General features: G+C 72.1%; 20 protein-coding genes. 14 read left to right on the top strand and 6 right to left on the bottom strand.

Translation table 11 applies throughout. From position 1 onward, the window contains the following. Nucleotide 1 precedes the first annotated feature (1 nt). The 5 genes from OG521_04080 to OG521_04060 all read left to right on the top strand — a co-directional run bounded on the left by OG521_04080 (nt 2) and on the right by OG521_04060 (nt 6,267). On the top strand, nt 2–751 hold the full coding sequence (locus tag OG521_04080; GenBank protein ID WUW20004.1) for an urease accessory protein: 750 nt from the start codon (nt 2–4) through the stop codon (nt 749–751). 36 nt (nt 752–787) lie between these two features. Further along, on the top strand, nt 788–1,408 hold the full coding sequence (gene ureG, locus OG521_04075) for an urease accessory protein UreG (GenBank protein WUW20003.1): 621 nt from the start codon (nt 788–790) through the stop codon (nt 1,406–1,408). A 1-nt stretch (nt 1,409) separates the two neighbouring features. Further along, nucleotides 1,410–2,369 (top strand): urease accessory protein UreD, encoded by a 960-nt coding sequence (locus OG521_04070; GenBank protein WUW20002.1) that lies wholly within the window; start codon nt 1,410–1,412, stop codon nt 2,367–2,369. A 50-nt stretch (nt 2,370–2,419) separates the two neighbouring features. Continuing rightward, nucleotides 2,420–3,769, top strand: coding sequence for an ammonium transporter (locus tag OG521_04065; protein WUW20001.1), 1,350 nt, complete (start codon nt 2,420–2,422; stop codon nt 3,767–3,769). A 143-nt stretch (nt 3,770–3,912) separates the two neighbouring features. After that, the gene (locus tag OG521_04060; GenBank protein ID WUW20000.1) at nt 3,913–6,267 is read left to right on the top strand and encodes an alpha-L-fucosidase; all 2,355 of its coding nucleotides are present in this window, start codon (nt 3,913–3,915) and stop codon (nt 6,265–6,267) included. Here the strand turns inward: OG521_04060 and OG521_04055 are convergent. From OG521_04055 to OG521_04045, 3 genes are read right to left on the bottom strand one after another with little or no spacing between them, the layout of a single operon-like run. Further along, nucleotides 6,245–7,681 carry a lipase maturation factor family protein gene (locus tag OG521_04055; protein WUW19999.1) on the bottom strand — a complete coding sequence of 479 codons (1,437 nt, stop codon included), beginning with the start codon at nt 7,679–7,681 and terminating at the stop codon, nt 6,245–6,247. The two genes, OG521_04060 and OG521_04055, sit on opposite strands and share 23 nt — an antisense overlap. Nucleotides 7,682–7,715: 34 nt before the next feature. Continuing rightward, entirely contained in the window at nt 7,716–8,243 is a 528-nt protein-coding gene (locus OG521_04050) for a DUF1990 domain-containing protein (protein ID WUW19998.1), read from the bottom strand. Further along, nucleotides 8,240–9,073 (bottom strand): YndJ family protein, encoded by an 834-nt coding sequence (locus OG521_04045; protein ID WUW19997.1) that lies wholly within the window; start codon nt 9,071–9,073, stop codon nt 8,240–8,242. The genes OG521_04050 and OG521_04045 overlap by 4 nt, the downstream gene beginning before the upstream one ends. Nucleotides 9,074–9,275: 202 nt before the next feature. On the opposite strand from OG521_04045, the gene OG521_04040 reads away from it, so the two are divergent. After that, nucleotides 9,276–10,517, top strand: a complete 1,242-nt coding sequence (locus tag OG521_04040) for a hypothetical protein (protein ID WUW19996.1) — start codon at nt 9,276–9,278, stop codon at nt 10,515–10,517. A 34-nt stretch (nt 10,518–10,551) separates the two neighbouring features. Here the strand turns inward: OG521_04040 and OG521_04035 are convergent, their stop codons facing one another. Further along, nucleotides 10,552–11,985, bottom strand: a complete 1,434-nt coding sequence (locus OG521_04035) for a carotenoid oxygenase family protein (GenBank protein WUW19995.1) — start codon at nt 11,983–11,985, stop codon at nt 10,552–10,554. Nucleotides 11,986–12,170: 185 nt separating this feature from the next. Here OG521_04035 and OG521_04030 point away from each other — a divergent pair, with 185 nt between their 5' ends. Beyond that, nucleotides 12,171–12,767: a hypothetical protein gene (locus OG521_04030; protein WUW19994.1), complete on the top strand. Its 597-nt coding sequence runs from the start codon at nt 12,171–12,173 to the stop codon at nt 12,765–12,767. 186 nt (nt 12,768–12,953) lie between these two features. Beyond that, nucleotides 12,954–13,946: a chitinase gene (locus tag OG521_04025; GenBank protein ID WUW26567.1), complete on the top strand. Its 993-nt coding sequence runs from the start codon at nt 12,954–12,956 to the stop codon at nt 13,944–13,946. A gap of 68 nt (nt 13,947–14,014) precedes the next feature. On the opposite strand, the gene OG521_04020 is transcribed toward OG521_04025, so the two are convergent. Then, the gene (locus OG521_04020; protein ID WUW19993.1) at nt 14,015–15,382 is read right to left on the bottom strand and encodes an FAD-dependent oxidoreductase; all 1,368 of its coding nucleotides are present in this window, start codon (nt 15,380–15,382) and stop codon (nt 14,015–14,017) included. A gap of 286 nt (nt 15,383–15,668) precedes the next feature. Between OG521_04020 and OG521_04015 the strand changes: the two genes are divergently transcribed. From OG521_04015 to OG521_03990, 6 genes are all read left to right on the top strand, one after another. Next, nucleotides 15,669–17,735 (top strand): SpoIIE family protein phosphatase, encoded by a 2,067-nt coding sequence (locus tag OG521_04015; protein ID WUW19992.1) that lies wholly within the window; start codon nt 15,669–15,671, stop codon nt 17,733–17,735. 147 nt (nt 17,736–17,882) lie between these two features. Continuing rightward, nucleotides 17,883–19,277 (top strand): wax ester/triacylglycerol synthase family O-acyltransferase, encoded by a 1,395-nt coding sequence (locus OG521_04010; GenBank protein WUW19991.1) that lies wholly within the window; start codon nt 17,883–17,885, stop codon nt 19,275–19,277. 120 nt (nt 19,278–19,397) lie between these two features. After that, nucleotides 19,398–20,381, top strand: coding sequence for an aldo/keto reductase (locus OG521_04005; protein WUW26566.1), 984 nt, complete (start codon nt 19,398–19,400; stop codon nt 20,379–20,381). A gap of 1 nt (nt 20,382) precedes the next feature. Beyond that, nucleotides 20,383–20,694, top strand: coding sequence for an L-rhamnose mutarotase (locus OG521_04000; GenBank protein ID WUW19990.1), 312 nt, complete (start codon nt 20,383–20,385; stop codon nt 20,692–20,694). Nucleotide 20,695: 1 nt separating this feature from the next. Then, nucleotides 20,696–21,553 carry an amidohydrolase family protein gene (locus OG521_03995; protein WUW19989.1) on the top strand — a complete coding sequence of 286 codons (858 nt, stop codon included), beginning with the start codon at nt 20,696–20,698 and terminating at the stop codon, nt 21,551–21,553. Nucleotides 21,554–21,586: 33 nt separating this feature from the next. Further along, a complete protein-coding gene (locus OG521_03990) occupies nt 21,587–22,447 on the top strand; it encodes an Fpg/Nei family DNA glycosylase (GenBank protein ID WUW19988.1) in 861 nt (286 codons plus the stop codon). A gap of 17 nt (nt 22,448–22,464) precedes the next feature. Here OG521_03990 and OG521_03985 read toward each other — a convergent pair whose 3' ends face one another. Continuing rightward, entirely contained in the window at nt 22,465–23,103 is a 639-nt protein-coding gene (locus tag OG521_03985) for a zf-HC2 domain-containing protein (GenBank protein ID WUW19987.1), read from the bottom strand. Between the last annotated feature and the right edge of the window lie 37 nt (nt 23,104–23,140).

Here is a 23,140-nt window from a genome sequence, read left to right as displayed (position 1 = left end):
GATGTACCGCAACGAGGGCGACACCCCGGCGGCAGACACCGCGGGCGCGACGACCGGGGCCGGAACGGGACTCGGGCCGCTGCTGGTCAGCCTCCAGCTGACCGACTCGGCGTTCCCGAGCGGCTTCTACACGCTGTCGCACAGCCTGGAGGGCTTCGCGCAGGCCGGGGCGGTCGATCCGGACAGCCTGCCGCTGCTGCTCAGGGACCTGCTGCTGCACGGCGTCGGCCCCGCCGACGCCACCGCGCTGGCCCTCGCCCACCGCGCGACGGCGGCGGGCGACCCGGCGGCCGCCGTCCGCGTCGACGAGCACCTCTTCGCCACCAAACTGGGCCGCGAGATGCGCCAGGCCGCCACCCGGACCGGCCGTCAGCTCCTCGACCTCGGCCGGGAGGTCTTCGACCGGCCCGAGATCGGCGACTACTTCGACCGGGTGGTACGCCGCGAGGCCCCCGGCACCCAGGCGGTGGCCGCGGGGGTCATCTACGCGGCCACCCGGGTACCGGTCCGGCAGGCCGTCGCGGCGGACCTGTTCGCGTTCTGCGTCAGCTTCGCGGGCGCCGCCCTGCGGCTGCGGCTGACCGACCACCGCACGGCCCAGACCCTGATCCGGGGTGCCGCGCCGGTCATCGAGGAGACCGCCGAGGCCGCGCTGCGGCGGGAACTCGACGACGTGGGCGCCACCGTCTTCGCCTCGGACATCATGTCGGGCCGTCATGAGCGCGCCGAGGCCCGGCTCTTCGCGAGCTGACATCCACCCGACCCACCCAGCGATCACAGGAGCACCATGGACGACAACGTACTGCGGGTCGGCATCGGCGGACCGGTCGGATCCGGCAAGACCGCGCTCATCGAGGCGCTGGTCCCGCTGCTGATCGAACGCGGCCACCGCCCCGCCGTCATCACCAACGACATCTACACCCAGGAGGACGCCCAGCACGTCCGCCGCACCCTGGCCGGCGTCCTGGAACCCGGACGGGTCGTCGGCGTCGAGACGGGGGCCTGCCCGCACACCGCCGTGCGCGACGACCCCACGATGAACCTGGCGGCCGGCGCGGAGATGCTGGAGCGCTACCCGGACACGGACACGCTGCTCTACGAGTCCGGCGGCGACAACCTCACGCTCACCTTCAGCCCGGCCCTGGTGGACCTGTTCCTCTTCGTGCTGGACACCGCGGAGGGCGAGAAGATGCCCCGTAAACGCGGCCCCGGCATCACCGAGTCGGACCTGCTGGTCATCAACAAGATCGACATCGCGCAGTACGTGCGCACGGACATCAACGTCATGGAGTCGGACGCGCACCGGGTGCGGGACAACCGGCCCGTCGTCCTCACCGACTGCCTCACGGGTGTCGGGATCGAGGACATCGCCGTCTACCTCGAATCGCGCCGCAAGGTGCTGATCTGACATGCCGCTCGCCCCGCACCGGCCCCGCGCCGACCGGCTCGCCGAGGAGTACTACGCCGCGGTCCGCGTCCCCCCGGACGTGGCGGCCCTGGCCTCCGTACCGGACACCCTCGCCCCCGGTTCGCCGGCCAAGGTCGGCATCCTCGACCTCGCCTTCGCCGTACGGGGCGGGCGCACCGAACTCGTCGAGCGCTACCAGAAGACACCGCTGCAGATCATGCGGCCGCTGTGGATCGACCCGGCACTGCCCGGCATGAGCTACGTCTACGTGATGGCGACCGGCGGCGGCATCGCCCAGGCGGACCGCTACCGGATGGACTTCCGCTGCGGGCCGGAAACCCAGGTCCATCTGACCACCCAGGCCGCCACCAAGGTCTTCCGGATGGAGCACGACTACGCGAGCCAGCGGGTGCATCTGACGGCGGAGGCCGGGAGCTACGTCGAGTACCTGCCGGATCCGCTGATCCCGTTCAAGGACGCCCGCTTCTACCAGCGCACCGAGGTGACCGTCGCACCCGGCGCCACCGTCGTCGTCGGCGAGACGGTCACCGCCGGACGGCTCGCCCGCGGCGAACGGCACGCCTACCGGGTGCTCGCCACCGACCTGCACATCAGCCGCCCCGACGGCACCCTGCTCGCCGTCGACACCCTGCGTCTGGTCCCCGGCCGGCAGGGCGAGGGGGCCCTCGGTCCCGGGGTGTTCGCCGGCCACGACCATGTCGCGTCCCTCTTCGCGGTGACCGACCGGGTCCCCGCCACCGAAATCGCCGACACCCTGCACGACGCGCTGGCCGGGCTCGGCGTCCTGTACGGGGTGAGCGTCCTGCCCCGGGACTGCGGCGCCTGGGTACGGCTGCTGGACGACAGTCCGATCCGGGTCGCCGCCGCGCACGAGGCCGCCCGGCAGGCGGTCCGCCGCCTGCTCACCGGGCACCCGGCCCCCGACCTGCGCAAACCGTAGACCGCGCCGCACCACCTCCACCGTCCCCCACCCCGACGAGGTATCCGCCGATGAACACCGCTCCCGCGCCGATGCCGGCCGCGTACGACTCCGGGGACACCGCCTGGCTGCTGGCGTCCACGGCCATGGTGCTGCTGATGACGCCCGGCCTCGCGTTCTTCTACGGCGGCATGGTGCGCACCCGGCACGTGCTCATGATGATCAAGATGAGCTTCGCCGCACTGGCCTTCGGCACGCTCGTCTGGTGGGTCATCGGCTACACGCTGGCGTTCGGCCCCGACGTCGGAGGCGCCGGCATCATCGGCAACCTCGACCACGTGTTCATGCACGACATCGAGCTGAACACGCTGACCGGCGCGATCCCCACGTACGTCTACAGCACCTTCCAGATGGGCTTCGCCGTCATCACGGTGGCCCTCGTCAGCGGCTCGATCGCCGACCGCGCCACGATGCGGGGCTGGCTCGTCTTCGTCGTGCTGTGGCTGCTGATCGTCTACATCCCCATCGCGCACTGGGTGTTCGACACGGACGGCTGGATCGTGAAGCACCTCGGGGCCCTGGACTTCGCCGGCGGACTGCCGGTGGAGCTCAACTCGGGCGTCGCCGGACTCGCCGTCGCCCTCGTCCTGCGCGCACCGCGGGACTTCGCCCGCCGCGAGGAGCGGCCCAACAACATTCCGCTCGTCGTCATCGGTGTGGGTCTCCTCTGGTTCGGCTGGTTCGGCTTCAACTCCGGTTCCGCGCTGACCGACCAGGGGACCGCCGCCGCGGCCTTCATCAACACCCAGCTCGGCGCCGCCGGAGCCATGGTCACCTGGCCGCTGGTGGAGAAGTGGCGCACCGGCAGGGTCACCACCATGGGCGTCGTCTCCTCCGCAGTCGCCGGCATGGTCGCCATCACCCCGGCCTGCGGTGAGATCAACACGCTCGGCGCGGTCATCACCGGCCTCGTCGTCGGTGCGGTGTGCGCCTTCGCGGTCACGCTCAAGTTCCGCTTCAACGTGGACGACACGCTCGACGTGGTGGGCGTGCACGGGGTCGGCGGACTGATCGGCCTGATCATGGTGGGGCTCTTCGCCACCGCGCGCATCAGCGGCAAGAAGGGGCTCTTCTACGGCGGCGGCTGGGGGCTGCTGGGCAAGCAGCTCGTCGCGATCGTCTCGGTCATCGCCTTCTCGTTCATCCTCACCTGGCTCATCGCCAAGGTTGTCGACCTGACCGTCGGGTTCCGTGCCGGGGAGGAGTACGACAACGTCCCCGGCGACGAGGAGGAGCGGGCGTACGACTTCCAGACCGCCGAGCGCCTCGGCGCACTGGTGTCCGCCAAGCCGGCGTCCGAGGACGACGAACTCGTCCAGCAGATCCGTACGTTGCTGAGGAACCGCGAGGACAACCGGTAGGCGGACCGGGCCCGGCCGGGCGCCGCGCACTCGGCCGGGACCGGATTCTCTCCTCAGTCATCCGATGGCTGCGGTAGGGGTGTTTCGTTCTGTCTGGAAGATTGCATTGACAGGTTCGCGTCGCGCTCCAATCATCGGATGTCATGACCGAACTTCCCAGGCGCCATGTACTCGGAATGACGGCAGGGGCGGCAGTCGGCGCCGCCCTGCTCACCCCCGCCACCGCCGAAGCGGCCCCGCACCCCGCAGCCGCCCCCGAGCCCCTTCACCGGAATGACTGGGGGGCCGTACCCCCGGCCGTTCCCGTCCCCCTCGACGACTGGTTCGACAACGACGGCATCGACACCGCGGAGGCCCGCGGCGGCGACTTCGACGGCTCCGGCTACACCTTCCCCGGCGAGGAACTCCCGGCGGGGGAAAGGGAGATAGCCGGCACCACGTTCCGCTTCCCGGCCGCCGAGGCCGGGGCCAGGAACAACATCGTGGCGCTCGGGCAGCGCATCGGCGTCCCGCCGGGGCGCTATCTCTCCGCGCTCTTCATCACCTCGTGCAGCTACGGCGCCGCCTCGGGCAAGGCCACCGTGCACTACGCCGACGGCACCACGACGTCCCCGGGCCTCGCCGGACCGGACTGGTACGCGGGCAACGGCGAGCTGACCGCCGCCTACCGGTACACCCCCGACGGCACGAAGGACCCGCACCCGGTCTCCCTCGCCGTCTCCGAGATCGCGCTCGACCCGGCACGGGACGTCGTCGCCCTGACGCTCCCCACCACGCGGCCCGCCGAGGAGAACAAGGCCAGCCTGCACGTCTTCGCCCTCTCCCTCCAGCCGGCCGCGGAAGGAAGGGCGCTGGCGGTCCGCGACGCCCACTCCACCACCTCGCTGCTGGACCACGGGTCCCAGAGCGTCGAGGCGACCGTCGTCAACGCGGGCACGGTGGGCATCCTCGCCGCCGACGGACTCACCCTCTCGGTGGACGTCCCCGGGGCGCGTACCGTCGCCCCCGCCCGCATCACCCGCCTCGCCCCCGGCGACCAGGCCCGTGTCCGCATCGGCATCCGCAACAGGCCGGGCACCTCGCCCGGCACCGCCCGGGACGGCAGTGTGGTCGCCCACGGCCGCGGGCAGCAGGCGGCCACCGTCCGGCGCTCGCTCACCCTCGGCGTCCCCGACTACACGCCGACCGACGCGTCCCTCTCCGCCCACCAGGCGCCCTACTGGTTCCAGGACGCGAAGTTCGGCATCTTCATCCACTGGGGCGTCTACTCCGTACCGGCCTGGGCACCGGTCGGCACGCAGTACGCCGAGTGGTACTGGAACCAGATGCAGGACCCCGGCAACCCCACCTACGCCCACCACCGGGACACCTACGGCGAGTCGTTCGCCTACGACGACTTCATCCCGCGGTTCCGCGCCGAGCACTTCGACCCCCGCTCCTGGGTGGAGCTGTTCCGGGACGCGGGCGCGCAGTACCACGTCCTCACCTCCAAGCACCACGAGGGCTTCGCGCTCTGGGACACCAAGCTCTCCGACCGCAACTCGGTGAAGATGGGGCCGAAGCGCGATGTGATCAGGGAACTCTTCGACGCCTCCCGGCGCTACACCCCCGAGCTCCACCGCGGGCTGTACTTCTCCATGCCCGAGTGGTTCAACCCCGACCACCCGTGGATGGGCCACGCCCCGCGCAACCCGTACACCCTGGAGCCCGTCCCGTACACCGGCCACACGCCGGGCAGGGACTACGTCACCGAGTTCCAGGGCCCGCAGATGCTGGAGCTCATCGAGGGCTACGACCCCGAGATCATCTGGTGCGACATCGGCGGCGACAACGACAGCCACCGGGTGCTCGCCGAGTACTTCAACCGGGCCAAGAACCGGGCCCGTCCCGTCGACGTCACGGTCAACGACCGCTCGGGGATCGGGACCCACGACTTCACGACGCCCGAGTACACGACGTACGACCAGATCGTCACCGCCAAGTGGGAGTCCAGCCGCGGCCTCGATCCGTTCAGCTACGGCTACAACGCCCAGACACCGGACGAGAAGTACATGACCGCCGAGGAGATCGTGCACTCGCTCGTCGACATCGTCTCCAAGAACGGCAACTTCCTGCTGGACATCGGGCCGAAGGCCGACGGCACCATCCCCGACATCATGCAGCGCAGGCTGCGCGAGACGGGGGAGTGGCTGAAGACCAACGGGGAGGCGGTCTACGACACCACGTACTGGTCGCGGATGCCGCAGCTCGGTGAGGACCTGCGGTTCACCGTCCGCCCGGACAAGGCGTTCTACATCCACTCGCTGGCCAGGCCCGGGGCGAAGCTGACCGTCGGGGCCCCGGTGCCGGTCCGCAGCGGTGACCGGATCACGCTGCTCGGCCACGACCGGCCGCTGACCTGGCGCACCACCGGCGGCTCGCTGGTGATCGACGTGCCCGCGGCGGCCCGCGGCACCGGCGAGCATGCCTGGGTGTTCAAGATCGCCTGGTCGGGCTGACAGGGGAGGGGCCCGGCGGAGTAGGGCGCAGGAAGTCCCGCACATAGGAGCGGTGCCACCACTGCCCGGTGGCCCGCAGTTCGCGCCAGGTCGTGTACCGGTAGCGGTACACCCTGGCGCGGACGTGCGCCGGCGGCACGTCGGGGAAGGGGTTGTGCCGCAGCAGCCGCAGCGTGTCCCGGTCGTTCTCCAGCAGCCGCTCCAGGAACGGCCCGAACCAGGGCCGGGCGTACGCGGGCGAGAGCGCCGCGAACCACATCATCCAGTCGAGCCGCAGATGGTACGGGGCGAACTGGCGCGGCAGCCGCCGCGGATCTCCCGGCTTGCCCCGGAAGCCGTACTCCCGCCACACCGTGCCCGGACGGAGGACCTGATCGTCGGTTCCCTGGACCACCACCTCCAGCCGGACCCGGCTGATGCTGCCGAACGCGCCGTACGTGTTGACCAGGTGCAGCGGGTCGAAGGAGCGGTTCATCACCTGCCGGCGGGAGACCAGGTTGCGGGCCGGGTGGTAGCTGAGGACGAGCACCAGCGCCGTGACGGCGATGACCACCACCTCGAACCAGAGGGGTGCGGCGGACTGTGCGGGCGGCTCCGCGACCGGGGACCAGTCCATGGCCGACAGGGCGAGGGCGATCGTCAGCCAGTTCAGCCAGGCGAAGTTGCCCGAAAGGACCAGCCACAGCTGGGTGACGACCATCAGGCCCGCCGCAATGCCCGCCACCGGCTGCGGGGTGAACAGGAGCACCGGGAACAGGAGTTGGGTCACATGGTTGGCGGCCGCCTCGGCCCGGTGCAGGGGCCGGGGGAGCCGGTGGAAGAACCAGCTCAGCGGGCCCGGCATCGGCTGGGTCTCGTGGTGGAAGTACAGGCACGTCAGCTTCCGCCAGCACGCGTCCCCACGGATCTTGATCAGCCCGGCGCCGAACTCCACCCGGAACAGCACCCAGCGCAGCAGCCACAGCACGAGCACCGGCGGCGCCGTGTCCGCGTTGCCGAGGAAGACCGCCAGGAAACCCGTCTCCAGGAGCAGCGACTCCCAGCCGAAGCCGTACCAGACACCGCCGACCTGCACGATCGACAGGTACAGCAGCCACGGCACGGCCCACAGCAGCATGGCCGCCCCCAGCGGGACGTGCCCGTCCACTCCCGCGAGCAGTGCGACGGACAGGGCGCAGCCGGTCCAGGCGACCAGGGCGAAGAACCGGTCGGAGCAGTGGAGACGGAAGAGCCCCGGGGCGGTGCGCCAGTCCGTGCGCCGCACCTGCTCGGAAGCGGGCAGCATGCCGCGCTCACCGATCAGCGCCCGGAACTGGAGCGCGGCGGTGAGGAAGGCGGTCAGGTAGATGACGGCGAGGGTCTTCTGGAAGAGGAGACGGCCGAGCCAGTACCCGTCTGCGGTGAACCAGTCCATCCCCTCCAGTATCGGCCCGCGGATACGGCCGGGCTCATCGGCCGGCGGATTCGCGCCCTTCCGCGACGATCCTGCGCAGCGTGCGGCCGAGCCTGCGGGCGTACCAGCGCTGAGCCACCGGCACGAACGGTCCGGCGATCCGGGTGTACCAGCGGGCGGGCCTGCTGAACGCGAGGACGGTGAACGAGACCGTGCCGTCGTCCGCCAGTTCGGCCACGAAGCACTCCTCACCGCATTCGGGGTGCCGGGTCAGCGTTCCGTAGGCGAAGCCGATGCGCTCCGGGCCGTACTCGGCCCAGATCACCTGACACGGCGCCGTGAACCGGAACGGTCCCGCCCCGAGCGCCACCCGAACGGCGGCACCGGGTTCGGCGCGCGGTGCGGAGGCCCTGACCCGGGCCCCCGACAGGCGGTGCATGCGGAAATCGGTGATCGCGGCGCCCGCGGCCTCGAAGTCGGCGCGGCCGCGCCCGACCCGGGTCCGGTGGTGCAGGTGGTGGTAGCCGTCGGGGAGGGGGCCGAGGCGGGTGGCGCCGGTCTCCGGATAGCTGAGGCTGCTCATGAGGTCCTTCCTTCGTGAACGGCGGGGCGGCCCAGGCGCTGCCAGGCGAGCACCGAGCAGAGCGCGAAGCCCAGCGCGTTGCCCACCCCGTGGGTGGCGGCCATCCAGGCCAGGGTGGGGTGGGGGAGTCCGGTGGCCTCGCCCAGCGCCCAGCTCAGTGCGAGCACCATGGTCACCGCGAGGACGGCGGCCGAGGTGGCGAGCAGCAGCCGGGTGGTGCGGTCGCGGCCGGCGGGGCGGACCGTACGCCAGGTCAGCAGGGCGACGGTCCACATCCCCGCCGTCAGTACGACTGCCCCGGCCAGTTCGGCCCAGTCGCCGATGAAGTAGCCGATCAGGACCAGCAGGGTGCCCAGCGGCACGCTCAGCGCCGCGAACCGTCCGGCCGTGCTGCCCGCCACCCGGCCGACCAGTCCGGAGACCAGCGCGGCGGCGAATCCGGCGAAGTGGAAGTGCGGCACGGTCAGCGCCAGGATGCCGAGCCCGAAGCCGAACAGTGGCTGCCCCGCGCGCTCGGCGACCAGCGCGGTGGCGGCGACCACCGGTGTCACCAGGGCGGTGAGCAGGGCGATCTCGGCGGGTGCCGTGCGCGCCGAGCGCAGCCGGGGCAGGGCGTGCAGGGCGAGGAGTACGGCCCCGAGGCCGTAGCAGAGAGCCAGGGCGGTGGCGGCCGGACCGCGCGGCAGCCAGAGAGCGACGGCCCCCGGCGCGGCGAAGACCGGCCACAGCCTGGCCATCCGGGCGAGGTCCGGTGCGCCCGTCAGACGCAGCCCTGCGGGCACGATCACCAGCATCCCCAGCATCACGATCAGGTCCACCAGGACCGACATGACCGCACCTCCCCCGGTATTGAACATGTTCAAGCGCTGTCGTCGATGACTCTAGAGCCTTTCTTGAACGTGTTCAAGGCGCTGTTCTGCCCGTCCTGCGGAGCCCTGCGCCCCTCGGGCGGCGCCGGCTTGCGGCGGCGGGGGAACTGCGGCAGACATGAGGGGACCACCCGGGACCGGTGACCAGGCAGGAGACCCCTTCGTGCACCCACCGATACGCATGCGGCGCGCCGCACTCGCCGTCCTGTCCGCCGGCATCCTCGTCACCGCCGGCTGCGCGCGGGGGAGCGTGGGCGGCGACAGCGGCACCGAGGGAACGGCGGACACCGGGGAGATCCTCCTCCAGCCGGCCGCGGACCGGGGGCCCGATCCCTTCACCCGGTCGACGGCGAAGCCCGCCGGGGCGGCCCCGGCCCCGACCGCCACGGCCTCCCGGCGGTCCTCCGCCTCGGGCGGCGAGGCCCCGCACACCCTTCCCGGATCGACTCCGGGCCTCTACGGGGGCACCCGCTCCGTCGCCTCCTGCGATGTCGGCGAGCAGATCCGCTTCCTCGCCGACGACCCGGCCCGGCGGGCGGCCTTCGCGCACGCCGCCGGCGTGTCCCGGGCCGGGGTGGCGGACTTCCTGCGCGGTCTGACCCCCGTCGTGCTGAGCGCCGACACCCGGGTCGGCAACCACGGTTTCCGGGCCGGCTCCGCCACCACGTACCAGTCCGTCCTCCAGGCCGGCACCGCGGTGATGGTGGACGGCCGCGGCCTGCCGCGGGTGCGCTGTGCCTGCGGCAACCCGCTGAGCCGGCCCGCCGGAGCGGCCGGCACCGCCACCGGCGAGACGTGGGACGGCTACGACCCGGCGCGCATCGTCGTCGTCGAGCCGGCGCCGAAGGCCGTCACCGGTCTGGTCATCGTCGACGTGGCGCACGACGCCTGGATCGAACGGCCGTCGGGCGACGAGGGCGCCGGGGACCGGACGCCCGCGGTGCCGCCGCCCTATGCGCCCGGAGCCGACATCACCGGGCCGCTGCCCGAAGCGACCCCCACGAGGTCGAAGGCCCCGAAGAAGCCGGAGAAGTCGCAGAAGCCGGGGGAGCCGACGCCCTCGCGCGAGGCGCCCGCGCCGGAGGACTGCCCGCCGTCCGACGGGGCGACCCCGCCCGGCGAGGCCGTCAGGGCCACGGAGGAGCCGGCCGGTGTGCCGCTCGCACCGCCGCTGCCCTGCCCCACGCCTACCGGTGTGCCGTCGGACGACCCCACCGACGGATATCCCGAACCTTTCCCCGAGTTCCCGACGGACGAGCCGACCGGTACCCCCGTCGACCCGGACGATCCGCCGCAGGACCTGGTGCCGCCCATGACCGACGAGCCGCAGACCGCGATCCGGCTGCCCTGGCAGGACGACACGGAGAGTGGGTCCGAGGACGGTCCGGAGCCCGTCGGCGGCTGACGGACGGGCCCCGTGCGGTGGTGCGGTCCAAGGGTCACTCCTGCGTCGGCAGCCAGTTCCCGTGCAGGCCGAGGGGGACCCGGACCGGTATCCGCACCCGGGCGACCGGGCCGGACGCCGGGTCGTCGGCGGGGATGACGAGCAGCCAGCTGCTCGAATCCGTGCGGTCGGTGGCGTACGTCATCCAGTAGCCGCCGCTGCCCGGCGCGGTGCCGGGGGCGGGCGCGAAGACCGGCTCGCCGACGGACAGGTTCCCGGCCCGCCACACCACGCTCGTGCCCGACGCGTCCCCGCCGTCGTACCAGCGCAGCTCGTCGAACTCGCCCGGCAGCAGGTCCGGGTTGCCGGAGTCCCCGGCCACGGCCAGCTGCCCGTGGCGCCGGCCGATCAAGCGGTCGTCCGTGCGGGGGAGTTCCATCCTCGCCTCGTCCAGCACCGTGCGGCGCATCGTGCCCGCGACCGGATCGATGACCGCGCGGACCAGGCCCGCGGTGTTGGGCGGGCCGCTCCCGTCCGGAGCGCCCATGGAGAGGCGGGTCCACTGCACGTAGTCCAGGACGACATCACCGCCGCCGGGTTCCGTGTCGTACGCGTTGACCGTGTGCCACAGCCAGAACGCCTCGTCGGACGCCCACCGCACCGGGCCGCCGTCGCGGGGGACCAGGGCCACCCGGGTGCCCCGCTCGGGCCGCCAGTCGATCATGGACCCACCGCTCATCGCCGCGGCGATGTCGAAGAACACCGGTGCCAGCACGATCACCAGGAACCGTGCGGTCAGCCCCATGTCGTGGATCATCATCGGTTCGTCGAGCCCGTCGACGACGGTGGGACCGCGGGTCACCTCGCCGGTGGGGCCGATGGCCGACCAGGTGAGGTAGGGCGGTTCCAGGCCGTAGCAGAACACCATCATCTCGCCCGTGACCGGGTCGATCTTCGGGTGCGCGGTGATACCGGCCGGCAGTGCCCCGCCGAAGGTCTCCTTGCCGGCCGTCTCCAGCTCCGGCGTCATCAGGAACGGGCTGTCCGACTCGGCGAGCGCCAGCAGGCGCCCCGCGTGCCGCACCACGTTGATGTCCGGCAGGTCCCGGAACGTGCCCGCCAACTCCGGTTCCACATCCGGCACCTGAGGCATGATCATCGATTCGATGCCGCCCCACAGGGCGTGCCCGACGCGCTCTTCCGCGAGCACGGCGGGGGTCCGTACGAAGCGGTTGCGGTACCGGGCCCGGCCGCCGGACATCCACACCCCGTGCAGCATGCCGTCCCCGTCGATCGGATAGAGGAACGAACCGATCGGTGTGAAGCGGGGGTTGGGGCCGTTGCGCAGGAACAGCCCGTCGAGTTCGTCCGGCAGTTCGCCCAGCACCTGGAGGCCGGTCTCGTCGACCTCCTCGGTCACCGGGGCGAACCGGCCGGACAGGTGGACGACGCGGGTCGGATCGAGACTCCGCGAGGCATCTGCGGCCATGACGGCCTCCCTTGCCGGGGCGGGCGCGCACCTGGACGCGCGCCGTGCTGACCCTTCATTCAATCCCCGGCCCCGACCGGCTGCAACGCGGGTGTCCGCGGGGGTGGGGATGCGGCGGGCGGGCCCCGGCGCCACCATGGAGGGTGCGGCAGCGTGCCGTGCCGGGCCACACCGGGAGGTGTGCGGTGACCCAAGCCAATTCCGGGCGGCGGACCGGGAATCTCTTCTTCGCGTTCGCCCCGTGGATCATCTTCGACGTCATCGCGGGTCCCAGTACCTGGGAGTACGCGGCCCTGGCCGGCCTCGTCGCCGCCGTGGTGCTCAACCTGCCCGATCTGCGCCGGGGTTCCTACAAGGTGCTGGAGGTGGCGGGCATCGCCTTCTTCGCGGTCCTCAGCGTGCTGGCGCTCTTCCTCGACCGTCAGGACCTGGACTGGCTGGAGCGGTACGCCCAGGTCCTCTCCAGCGGGGTGATCGCGGTGGTGGCCCTCGGGTCGCTGGCGTTCGTCCCGTTCACGGAGCAGTACGCGCGGGACACCACACCCCGTGAGGTGTGGGGTACGCCCGTCTTCCGTCACGTCAACCAGGTGCTGACGCTGGTCTGGGGAGGGGTCTTCGTCGCCACCGCGCTGCTGGGCCTGCTCGCGATCCACACGTCGTCCGGTTCCGACTGGTACAACTGGGTCATCCCGGCGGTCCTGCTGGTCCTGGCGGTCCGGTTCACGGAGCGCTACCCGGACCAGGTGCGCGAACGGTCCCTGAGGGCGCGCGGCGCCCCGTGAGGCCGCCACAGCCTCCGCTTTTGGTCCAGACCTATTGACGGAAGGTCTGGACCACTTTACGTTGGGCGCGTCCGTGGTCCTGGCCTCGTTTGTCAGGAGCATGCCAAATCGGAAAGGGGTGTCGCCGTGTTCGGTCGTACATCACGTCTGCTGGGGGCCGGCCTCGCGGCGGCGTGCATCGTGCCGATGCTGGTGGCCGCCGCGCCGGGCTCCGCGCAGGAGGACACCTGCGCGGTCAAGCCGAAGCCGGCGGGCAAGGTGCTCCAGGGGTACTGGGAGAACTGGGACGGCGCCTCCAACGGAGTGCACCCGCCGCTGGGCTGGATCCCGGTCACCGACAGCCGCATCCCGCAGCACGGCTACAACGTGCTCAACGCGGCCTTCCCGGTGATCCTCTCCGACGGCACCGTCCTGTGGGAGGACGGGATGGACTCGACCGTGAAGGTGCCGACCCCGGCCGAGATGTGCCAGGCGAAGGCGTCCGGGCTCACCACCCTGATGTCCATCGGCGGTGCGACGGCCGGTATCGACCTCAGTTCGAGCACGGTCGCCGACCGCTTCGTCGAGACGGTGGTGCCGATCCTCAAGAAGTACAACTTCGACGGCATCGACATCGACATCGAGACCGGCCTGAGCGGCAGCGGCAACATCAACCAGCTCTCCGCCTCGCAGGCCAACCTGATCCGCATCATCGACGGCGTCCTCGCGCAGATGCCGTCCGGCTTCGGTCTGACGATGGCGCCGGAGACGGCCTACGTCACCGGCGGCAGCGTCACGTACGGCTCGATCTGGGGTGCGTACCTGCCCATCGTGAAGAAGTACGCGGACAACGGCCGGCTCTGGTGGCTGAACATGCAGTACTACAACGGCAGCATGTACGGCTGCTCCGGCGACTCGTACTCCGCGGGCACCGTCGAGGGCTTCACCGCGCAGACGGACTGTCTCGACAAGGGGCTCGTCATCCAGGGCACCACCATCAGGGTGCCGTACGACAAGCAGGTCCCCGGACTCCCGGCCCAGCCGGGCGCCGGCGGCGGTTACATGGCGCCGAACCTCGTCTCGCAGGCCTGGAACCACTACGGCGGCAGCCTGAAGGGCCTGATGACCTGGTCGCTGAACTGGGACGGATCCAAGAACTGGACCTTCGGGGACAACGTGAAGGCGCTGCAGGGCCGCTGACGTCCCGGCGACGGCGAAGGCCCCGGAGCAGCCCTGCGCAGGGCTGCTCCGGGGCCTTCGCCGCGGTGTCAGTTGCCGGGCTCGGAGGCGTCCAGCATGGCGTGACGCTCCACGACCTTCACCCGCTCGCGGCCCTGCTCCTCGCCCAGCGCGCGCTCGTGCGCGTCCAGCCGGTACCAGCCCTCGCGGGTGGTGTAGCGGACGCCGCGGGCCTCCAGGAACTCGGTCACGGCCGACGGCTCGGGCTGCGCCGGCGCCGGGAGACGGCCGGCGCCGTGGTCCTCCAGCAGGCAGGCGACCGTCTCGTTGGCGTCACCCTTGGTGTGGCCGATCAGGCCGATCGGGCCCCGCTTGATCCAGCCGGTGACGTACACCGACTCCATCGGCTCACCGCCGGAGAGCACCCGGCCCGCGGCGTGCGGGACGGTGCCGGACGCGACGTCGAACGGCAGCTTGGGCAGCTCCTGCGAGTAGTAGCCGACCGCGCGGTAGACGCTCTGCACGTCCCAGTCGTTGAACCGGCCGGTGCCCTTGACGTTGCCCGTGCCGTCCAGCTCGGTGCGCTCGGTGCGCAGCCCGACGACCCGGCCGTCCTCGCCGACGATCTCCACGGGCGACTCGAAGAAGTGCAGGAAGAGCTTGTGCGGGCGGTCGCCGACATCGCGGATCGCCCAGTTCTCCAGCGTGGAGGCGACCATGTTGGCCTGCTTGTTGCCGCGCCGGGTCTCGATCGAGCCCGCGTCGTAGTCGATGTCCTCGGGGTTGACGATGACCTCGATGTTCGGCGAGTGGTCCAGCTCCCGCAGCTCCATCGGGCTGAACTTGGCCTGGGCCGGACCGCGCCGCCCGAAGACGTGCACCTCCAGAGCCTTGTTGGCCTTGAGCCCGTCGTGGACGTTGGCGGGGATCTCGGTCGGCAGCAGCTCCTCGGCCGTCTTGGCGAGGATGCGGGCCACGTCCAGGGCCACGTTGCCGACGCCCAGTACGGCGACCTTCTCGGCCTCCAGCGGCCAGGTGCGCGGCACGTCAGGGTGGCCGTCGTACCAGGAGACGAAGTCGGCGGCCCCGTAGGAGCCGTCCAGCTCGTTGCCCGGGATGTCGAGGGCGCGGTCCGCGTCGGCGCCGGTGGAGAAGATCACGGCGTCGTAGAAGGTCCGGAGCTCGTCCAGGCCGATGTCGCCCGGGTAGTCGACGTTCCCGAAGAGCCTCAGCTGCGGCTTGTCCAGGACCTGGCGCAGCGCCTGCACGATGCCCTTGATCCGCGGGTGGTCCGGGGCAACGCCGTAACGGATCAGGCCGAAGGGGGCGGGCATCCGCTCGAACAGGTCGATGGAGACACCCGGGTCGGCGGCGGCGTCGGATTTGAGCAGCGCGTCCGCTGCGTAGATTCCGGCGGGACCGGCTCCGACGATGGCGACGCGGACGGGGCGTGTCATGGAGGGCTGTTCCTTAGGACGGGCGAGCAGGAGCAGGGCGGGCCTTGGTAAGGCTTGGCTTACTCCGCCCCGACGCACACGTTAGTCGCTGGTCCTGCCCGCTTTCGGAGGGGGGAGGTGTTCTGCGGGGATTTCCGGCACCCCGCACCCGCGCCGTTCCGGGGAATCCCTTGGGAATCCCCGGGGAACCGGCCCTCCCGGGTGGCCCGGAAATGTGTTCCATCGCACGTTCACCAGATGGACTGCTCGCTCGAACAATCGGACAAATGATGGCAGAGTGACGCATATGGATGATCGGGTAGCGGGTGCCCTGTCACTCCCGGACGACTGGCCCGCCCACCCGGACCTCAGTCTCGCCCTGAACCGTATGGGCAGCTTCGACTGGGACCTCGACAGCGGCCTCATGCACATGGACCAGGCGGCCCTCGACGTGTTCGACCTGCGGGCCGACGAGTACGACGACAAGCCGACGACGCTCGGGATCCGGGTGCCGGCGGACGAGGGCGTGCGGCTCGACGCCATGGTCACCGAGGCGCTCAAATCGGGCCTGACCAACTACGGGGCGTACTTCCGCATGCGCCGGCGCGACGGCACCCTGCAGTGGACGCACACCCAGGGCTTCGTCCGGCGTGACCCCACCGGCCGGCCGCGCCGCATCATCGGCATCGTCCGGGACGCCACCCAGGAGCTGGCCGACTCCACGGCCCGCCGCGAGCTGGACGAGGAGCGCCGGCGGCGCACCAGCCTGGTGGAGGCCACCACGGCCGCGCTCGCCCACGCCCGTACCGTCAAGGACGTCATCGACGTGCTCAAGAACTCCCAGGGGCTCGCCCACCTGGGAGCGACCAGTCTGGTCATGGGGCTGATCGAGGCCGGGCGCATCCATCTGGTCGCCGACGGGCCCGAGGGGGCCTTCGTGCCGGGGACCCGGTACACCCGCACGGACGAGCAGTACCCGATGAGCGAGGTCGTGCGCACGCTCACCCCGCGCTTCATCGACTCCGCGGAGGACTTCGCCGACTCGTACCCGATCCTGTGGCCCCACATCAGCCACCTCGGCATCACCTCCGCCGCCTATATGCCGCTGATCGCCCAGGCCCGCCCGATCGGCGCACTCGGGCTGCTCTACAGCGACAAGGACGGTTTCACCGGCGACGAGCGCAACCTGCTGGTCGCCCTCGGCAGCTCCATCGCCCAGAGCCTCCAGCGGGCCATGCTCTACGAGCAGGAGCACGACCTCGCCGAGGGGCTCCAGCAGGCCATGCTGCCCCGCCGGATCCCCGAGGTGCCGGGCGCGCAGATCGCCGTCCGCTACCGCTCGGCCCGGCTGGGCCGGGACATCGGCGGCGACTGGTACGACGTCATCCCGCTGCCCGGCGGCCGGGTCGGAACCGTCATCGGGGACGTCCAGGGCCACGACACGCACGCCGCAGCCGTCATGGGACAGCTGCGCATCGTGCTGCGGGCGTACGCCGCCGAGGGGCACAGCCCCGCCACCGTCATGGCGCGGGCCTCCGTCTTCCTGCACGAGCTGGACACGGACCGGTTCGCGACCTGTACGTACGCCGAGGCCGACCTGACCACCGGAGTGGTGCAGGTGGTCCGGGCCGGCCATGTGGACCCGCTGGTGCGGGAGGCCGACGGGAGCTGCCGCAAGGTGCCCGTCGAGGGCGGGCTGCCACTGGGGCTCTCCGCCGAGTTCGGGCGGCTGGAGTATCCCGTCAGCACGGTCGAGCTGGACCCCGGGCAGACCATGGTGCTGTTCACCGACGGCCTGGTGGAGCTGCCGGGAGCCGACCTCGACGAGGGCATGCAACTGCTCACGGCCATGATCAGGAACGGCCCCGAGGACCTTCAGCAGCTGGCCGACCGGCTCTGCGAATCGGTCGACGAGCGCGGCGGCGAGGACGACGTCGCGGTGCTGCTGCTGCGCCGGAAGGCGGCACACGCCCCGCAGCCCGGCGGACGGCTCCAGCAGCACGTGGCCCAGAACGACCCCGAGGCGCTCAGCTCGGCCCGCCACATGATCCGTGCGGCCGTCCGGGCGTGGGGCGCGAAGGAGCGGGCGGACGAGGTGGAGCTGGCCGCCGACGAACTGACCACCAACGCGCTGATGCACACCGACGGCGGCGCGATCGTCACCATCCGGGTGCTCACCGGGCCCGAGCGGCGGCTGCGCGTCGATGTCGAGGACCGGTCCAGCGCCCTTCCGCGCCGCCGGGACGCGGGCGATGCCGGGGTCTCCGGCCGCGGTCTGATGCTCGTCGACCGGCTGGCGGACGCCTGGGGTGTCGAGTCCCGGGGCACCGGCAAGTGCGTCTGGTGCGAATTCGTCATCCCGCCGCGCGGCTGATCCGGCGGTCCCGCCGGATCGGGCGTGCGGCGGCATTGAACACTACTGCAAAGTAACAGAACGTAACATGTCTGTACTTGACCGTAACCGACTGCGGGAGATTGACTGCGACTCCGTCAGTCTCGTCTTCGATGACATGAGGACCCGTTGGGCACTGAGCTACTGGCACCTCTCGATCTCGCCTTCTGGCACCTCGAGTCCGATGCGCACCCCATGCACCTCGGCGCACTCGCCGTCTTCTCGCCGGGCGCGGGCCCGGCCCCCGGACCCGAGGACCTGCTCGAACTGCTCGGCAGCCGGGCCGCGGCCATCCCCCGGCTGCGGATGCGGGTGCGTGACGTGCTGCTGCCCGTCGGCGGCGCGGCCTGGTCGGTGGACAAGGACTTCGACGTCCACCGGCACGTCAAGCGGGTGCGGCTGCCCGCGGCGGAGACCGCCGACGAGAGCGGTTTCATGGCGGCGGCCACCCGGCTCGCCGGGGAACTGATGGAGCAGCCGCTGCGCAGGGGGCTGCCGCCCTGGCAGATGTACGTCATCGGCGGCGCCCCCGACGGTCCCTTCGCCGTCCTGGTCAAGCTCCACCACGCGCTCGCCGACGGGATGCGCGCGGTCGCCATCGGGGCCGGGATCTTCGACGAGATCGCCACGGCGGCCGGCCGGGGCCGGCCCGGTGTGACGGCCGGCCGGGTGCGTCCCGTGCCGCCGCGCTCCTGGATGCCCGGCCCGCGCCAGGTCGCCGGGCTCGCCCTCGGACGGATCGAGGACCTCGGCCGGGCCTTCGGGGTCGGAGCCTCGCTGGTACGCGCCAGCCGCCTCGACCTGCGCGGCGCACCGTCCCTGAGCGCCAGCTCCAGCGGCACCCGCCGCCTGGCCACCGCCGATCTCGACCTCGAAGCCGTCCGGCGGATCCGCCGGGCCGCCGGCGGGACGGGCAACGACGTGCTGCTCGCGGTGGTGGCGGGAGCGCTGCGCCGCTGGATGCTGGAGCGCGGCGAACCGCTGCCCGGAGCCGATCCGCGCGCCCTGGTCCCGGTCTCCCGGCGCCGTCCGGGCGGTGCGGCCGCCGCCACCGGCAACCGGCTCTCCGCCTATCTTCTGGGCCTGCCCGTCTCCGAACCCGACCCCTGGGAGCGGCTGCGGGCCGTCCGCGGGGCCATGGACCGCAACAAGTCGGCAGGGCCGCTGCGCGGGGCCGGCGCGGTCGCCGTGCTCGCCGACCAGCTTCCCTCGCTGGCCCACCGGTTCGGCGCACCGATCGCGGGCAACGCCGCCCGGATGCTCTTCGACGTGCTCGTCACCAGTGTGCCGCTGCCGCGCTCGGCCCTCTCGCTCGGCGGCTGCCCGCTGCGCGCGCTCTACCCCATGGCGCCGCTGGCCCGCGGCCAGTCCCTGGCCGTCGCGCTGACCACGTACGGCTCCACCGTGCAGATCGGTCTGGTCGCCGACGGCAAGGCCCTGCCCGACCTGGACCGGCTGGGGCGCTGCGCCGAGGAGGAAGTGGCCGAACTGCTGGCGCTGCTGCCGGTGAGCGGCACTCCATAGATCGGACAGGTCACGGGGCAATCTTCGTAGTTGATCCTCCCCGGGGTGTTGACGCGCCCAAGTGATCCGATGAATATTCGCTGTGTGCAGGAAGCGATCATCGGGGAGGGCGGCGGAGTCATGCGGCGCAACAGGCTGGGAAACAGCGCGGTCGAGGTCACCGAGCTGTCCTTCGGGGCGGCCGCCATCGGCAATCTCTTCAGCGCCGTCGATCCGGCACAGGCCGCGGCCGCCGTCGACGCCGCCTGGGACGAGGGCGTCCGCTACTTCGACACCGCGCCGCACTACGGGCTCGGCCTCTCGGAGCGACGCCTCGGCGAGGCCCTGCGCGGCCGTCCCCGCGACGCGTTCGTCCTGTCGACCAAGGTCGGCCGGGTCCTCGACCCGCTGCCCGACGGCGGGGCCGCCGCGTCCGACTCGCTCTCCGAGGGCTTCGCCGTCCGCGCCACCCACCGCAGGCGCTGGGACTTCAGCGCCGCCGGGGTCCGCCGCAGCATCGAGGACAGCCTGGAACGGCTCGGCCTCGACCGCATCGACATCGCCTACCTGCACGACCCGGACGACCACGCCGAGGCCGCCTTCCACGAGGCCTACCCGGAACTGGAGAAGCTCCGCGCCGAAGGGATGATCGGGGCCATCGGGGCCGGCATGAACCAGACCGCGATGCTCACCCGGTTCGTCACCGACACCGACGCCGACGTGGTGCTCTGCGCCGGCCGCTACACCCTCCTCGACCAGTCAGCCCTGCACGACCTGCTGCCCGCCGCCGCCGCCCGCGGCCGCAGCGTCGTCGTCGGCGGCGTCTTCAACTCCGGCCTCCTCGCGGACCCGCGCCCCGGCGCGACCTACGACTACGCCGCCGCGCCCCTGAACCTCCTGGACCGGGCGCTGCGCCTGAAGGCCGTCACCGAGGGCCACGGTGTGCCGCTGCGCGCCGCCGCCCTGCACTACCCGCTCGCCCACCCCGCGGTCGCCGGCGTGCTCGTCGGCACCCGGTCCCCGGACGAGGTGCGCGACGCCGCGGCCCTGCTCCGCCGGGAGATCCCCGAGGCCCTCTGGGACGACCTGCGCGCCGAGGGCCTGCTGACCGAGAACGGACACTGACATGCGTATCGCCCTGCACACCAAGGTCCGCGCGGACCGCGTCGCGGAGTACGAGGCCGCCCACCGCGAGGTCCCCGCCGAACTGACCCGCGCCATCCGCGCCGCCGGCGCCGGCTCCTGGACCATCTGGCGCAGCGGCACCGATCTCTTCCACGTCATCGAGTGCGACGACTACGCCCGGCTCCTCGCCGAACTGGAACAGCTCCCCGTCAACGTCGCCTGGCAGGCCAGGATGGACGAACTCCTCGACGTGGCCCACGACTACTCATCGGACGGCGCCGCAGCGGGCCTCCCCGTCGCCTGGGAGCTGTGACATGACCGGCCGCCCCCGCATCGTCGACGCCCACCACCACGTGTGGGACCTCTCCGTACGCGACCAGGACTGGATCACCGGCGAGGAACTGGCCCCCCTGCGCCGCGACTTCACCGTGGCGGACCTGGAGCCGGAGGCCCGGGCCAACGGGGTGGACGCGACCGTCCTCGTCCAGACCGTCACCGTCGCCGCCGAGACCCCCGAATTCCTCGCGCTCGCCGACGGCAGCGATCTGGTCGCGGGCGTCGTGGGCTGGAGCGACCTCACCGCACCGGATATCGCCGACACCCTGGCCGCCCTGCGCGAGCTCCCCGGCGGCGACCGGCTCGTCGGGCTGCGCCACCAGGTCCAGGGCGAACCCGACCCGCGCTGGCTGCTGCGCCCGGACGTCCTGCGCGGGCTGACCGCCGTGTCCGAGGCCGGGCTCGTCTACGACCTGCTGGTCCAGCCCCACCAGCTGCCCGCCGCCGTGCGGGCCGCCGAACTGCTGCCCGGGCTCGTCCTCGTACTCGACCACTCCGGCAAACCGCCGGTCGCCGCCGGGGAACTCCACCCCTGGGCCGACGAGCTGCGGGCCCTCGCCGCCCTGCCCAACACCGTGTGCAAACTCTCCGGACTCGTCACCGAGGCGGACCCGCACAACTGGACCGTCAAGGATCTGCGCCCGTACGCGGACACCGTTCTCGAAGCCTTCGGGCCCACCCGGCTGATGTTCGGCTCGGACTGGCCGGTGTGCCGGCTCGCGGCGACGTACACCGAGGTCGTCGAGGCCGCGCTCGCCCTTCTCGACGGGCTCGCCGACGACGAGCGGGACGCGGTCCTCGCCACCACGGCCGAAGGCGTGTATGGCCTCCGGTAGGCGCCGGGGCGACGGCTGCGGCAGGCTGGAACCATGCCCGAACTGCCCGAAGTCGAAGCCCTGCGGGTCTTCCTCGACGACCACCTGGTCGGCAGGGAGATCGACCGCGTCCTGCCGCTCGCCATCAGCGTCCTGAAGACGTACGACCCACCGCTCACCGCCCTGCACGGCGGTACGGTCACCGGGGTCCGGCGGCACGGCAAGTTCCTCGACATCGCCGTCGGACCGCTGCACCTGGTCACCCACCTCGCCCGGGCCGGCTGGCTGCACTGGAAGGACTCCTTCCCCGCCAACCCGCCCCGCCCGGGCAAGGGCCCTCTCGCGCTGCGCACCGTCCTCACCGGCGGCGACGGCTTCGACCTGACCGAGGCCGGCACCACCAAGCGCCTCGCCGTCCACCTGGTGCACGACCCGGCCGAGATCCCCGGGGTGGCCCGGCTCGGGCCCGACCCGCTCGGCCCGTCCTTCGACCGGGACGCGTTCGCCGCGCTCCTCGCGGGGGAGAGGCGCCAGATCAAGGGCGCCCTGCGCGACCAGTCCCTCATCGCCGGCATCGGCAACGCCTACAGCGACGAGATCCTGCACGTCGCGAAGATGTCGCCGTTCAAGCTCACCGCGCACCTCACCGACGACGAGACCACCCGGCTGTACACCGCTCTGCGCAGCACGCTCAACGACGCAGTGGCCCGTTCCAGCGGCCTTGAGGCGGGCCGGCTCAAGGCAGAGAAGAAGAGCGCGATGCGGGTCCACGGGCGCACCGGCGAGCCCTGCCCGGTCTGCGGTGACACCGTCCGCGAGGTGTCCTTCAACGACTCATCGCTCCAGTACTGCCCGACCTGCCAGACGGGCGGCAAGCCCCTCGCCGACCGCCGCCTCTCCAAGCTGCTCAAGTAGGGCCCCGGCCCTCCCTCTCAGCGGGTGAGCCGCAGCAGCCGCTGCCCCGCCGCCGTCCGCACCTCGAACCGGGCGATGGCCCCGGGCCGCAGCGCCGCGCCGCCGCTCATCCGGACCGGCTCCGCGGGGCCGCCGGACGACCAGGTCGCGACGGTCTCCTCGTCCCCGTCGCGCCCCACCGCGACCAGCGAGCACACCCCCGGCCCGGGGACCCCCGACACCTCGAGTCCGACCTCGCTGCCCCACTCCCGCGCCCCCGCCGTCACGACGGCCGACATCCCCGAGCCCCGGTCCGCGGCCTCCCACCGCTGGGCTTCCCGCTCCCCGCCCGGCAGCGCGAACGGCGCCCCGGCCGCGAGGACCACCGCCGCCGCAACCAGGGCGAGACGCCGCCGCCGCGCCCCGCGCCGCCCGGCCGCCACCGCCTCCGTCGCCCGGCGCACCAGCCCGGGACCCGGCCGGACCACCGGATCGACGCCCGGCGGCGTCAGCCGCGCGTACCGGCCGAGCGCGGCCGTCACCCCACCGAGCTCCACCACCCCGCACGCACACCGGGCACAGCCCTCCAGATGCTCCTCGAAACGGAAGGCGTCGGCGGCGCCGAGCACGCCCAGGGCGTAGGCGCCGACATCGCGACGGTGGGGCGGGGTGCACATGCCGTCCCGTACGGAAACAACCCGTGAATCACTCAGC

The sequence above is a fragment of the Streptomyces sp. NBC_01463 genome (assembly GCA_036227345.1).
GTDB lineage: Bacteria > Actinomycetota > Actinomycetes > Streptomycetales > Streptomycetaceae > Streptomyces.
Note: the sequence above shows the minus strand (reverse complement) of the source record. Positions and strands in the feature narration are given on the sequence as shown.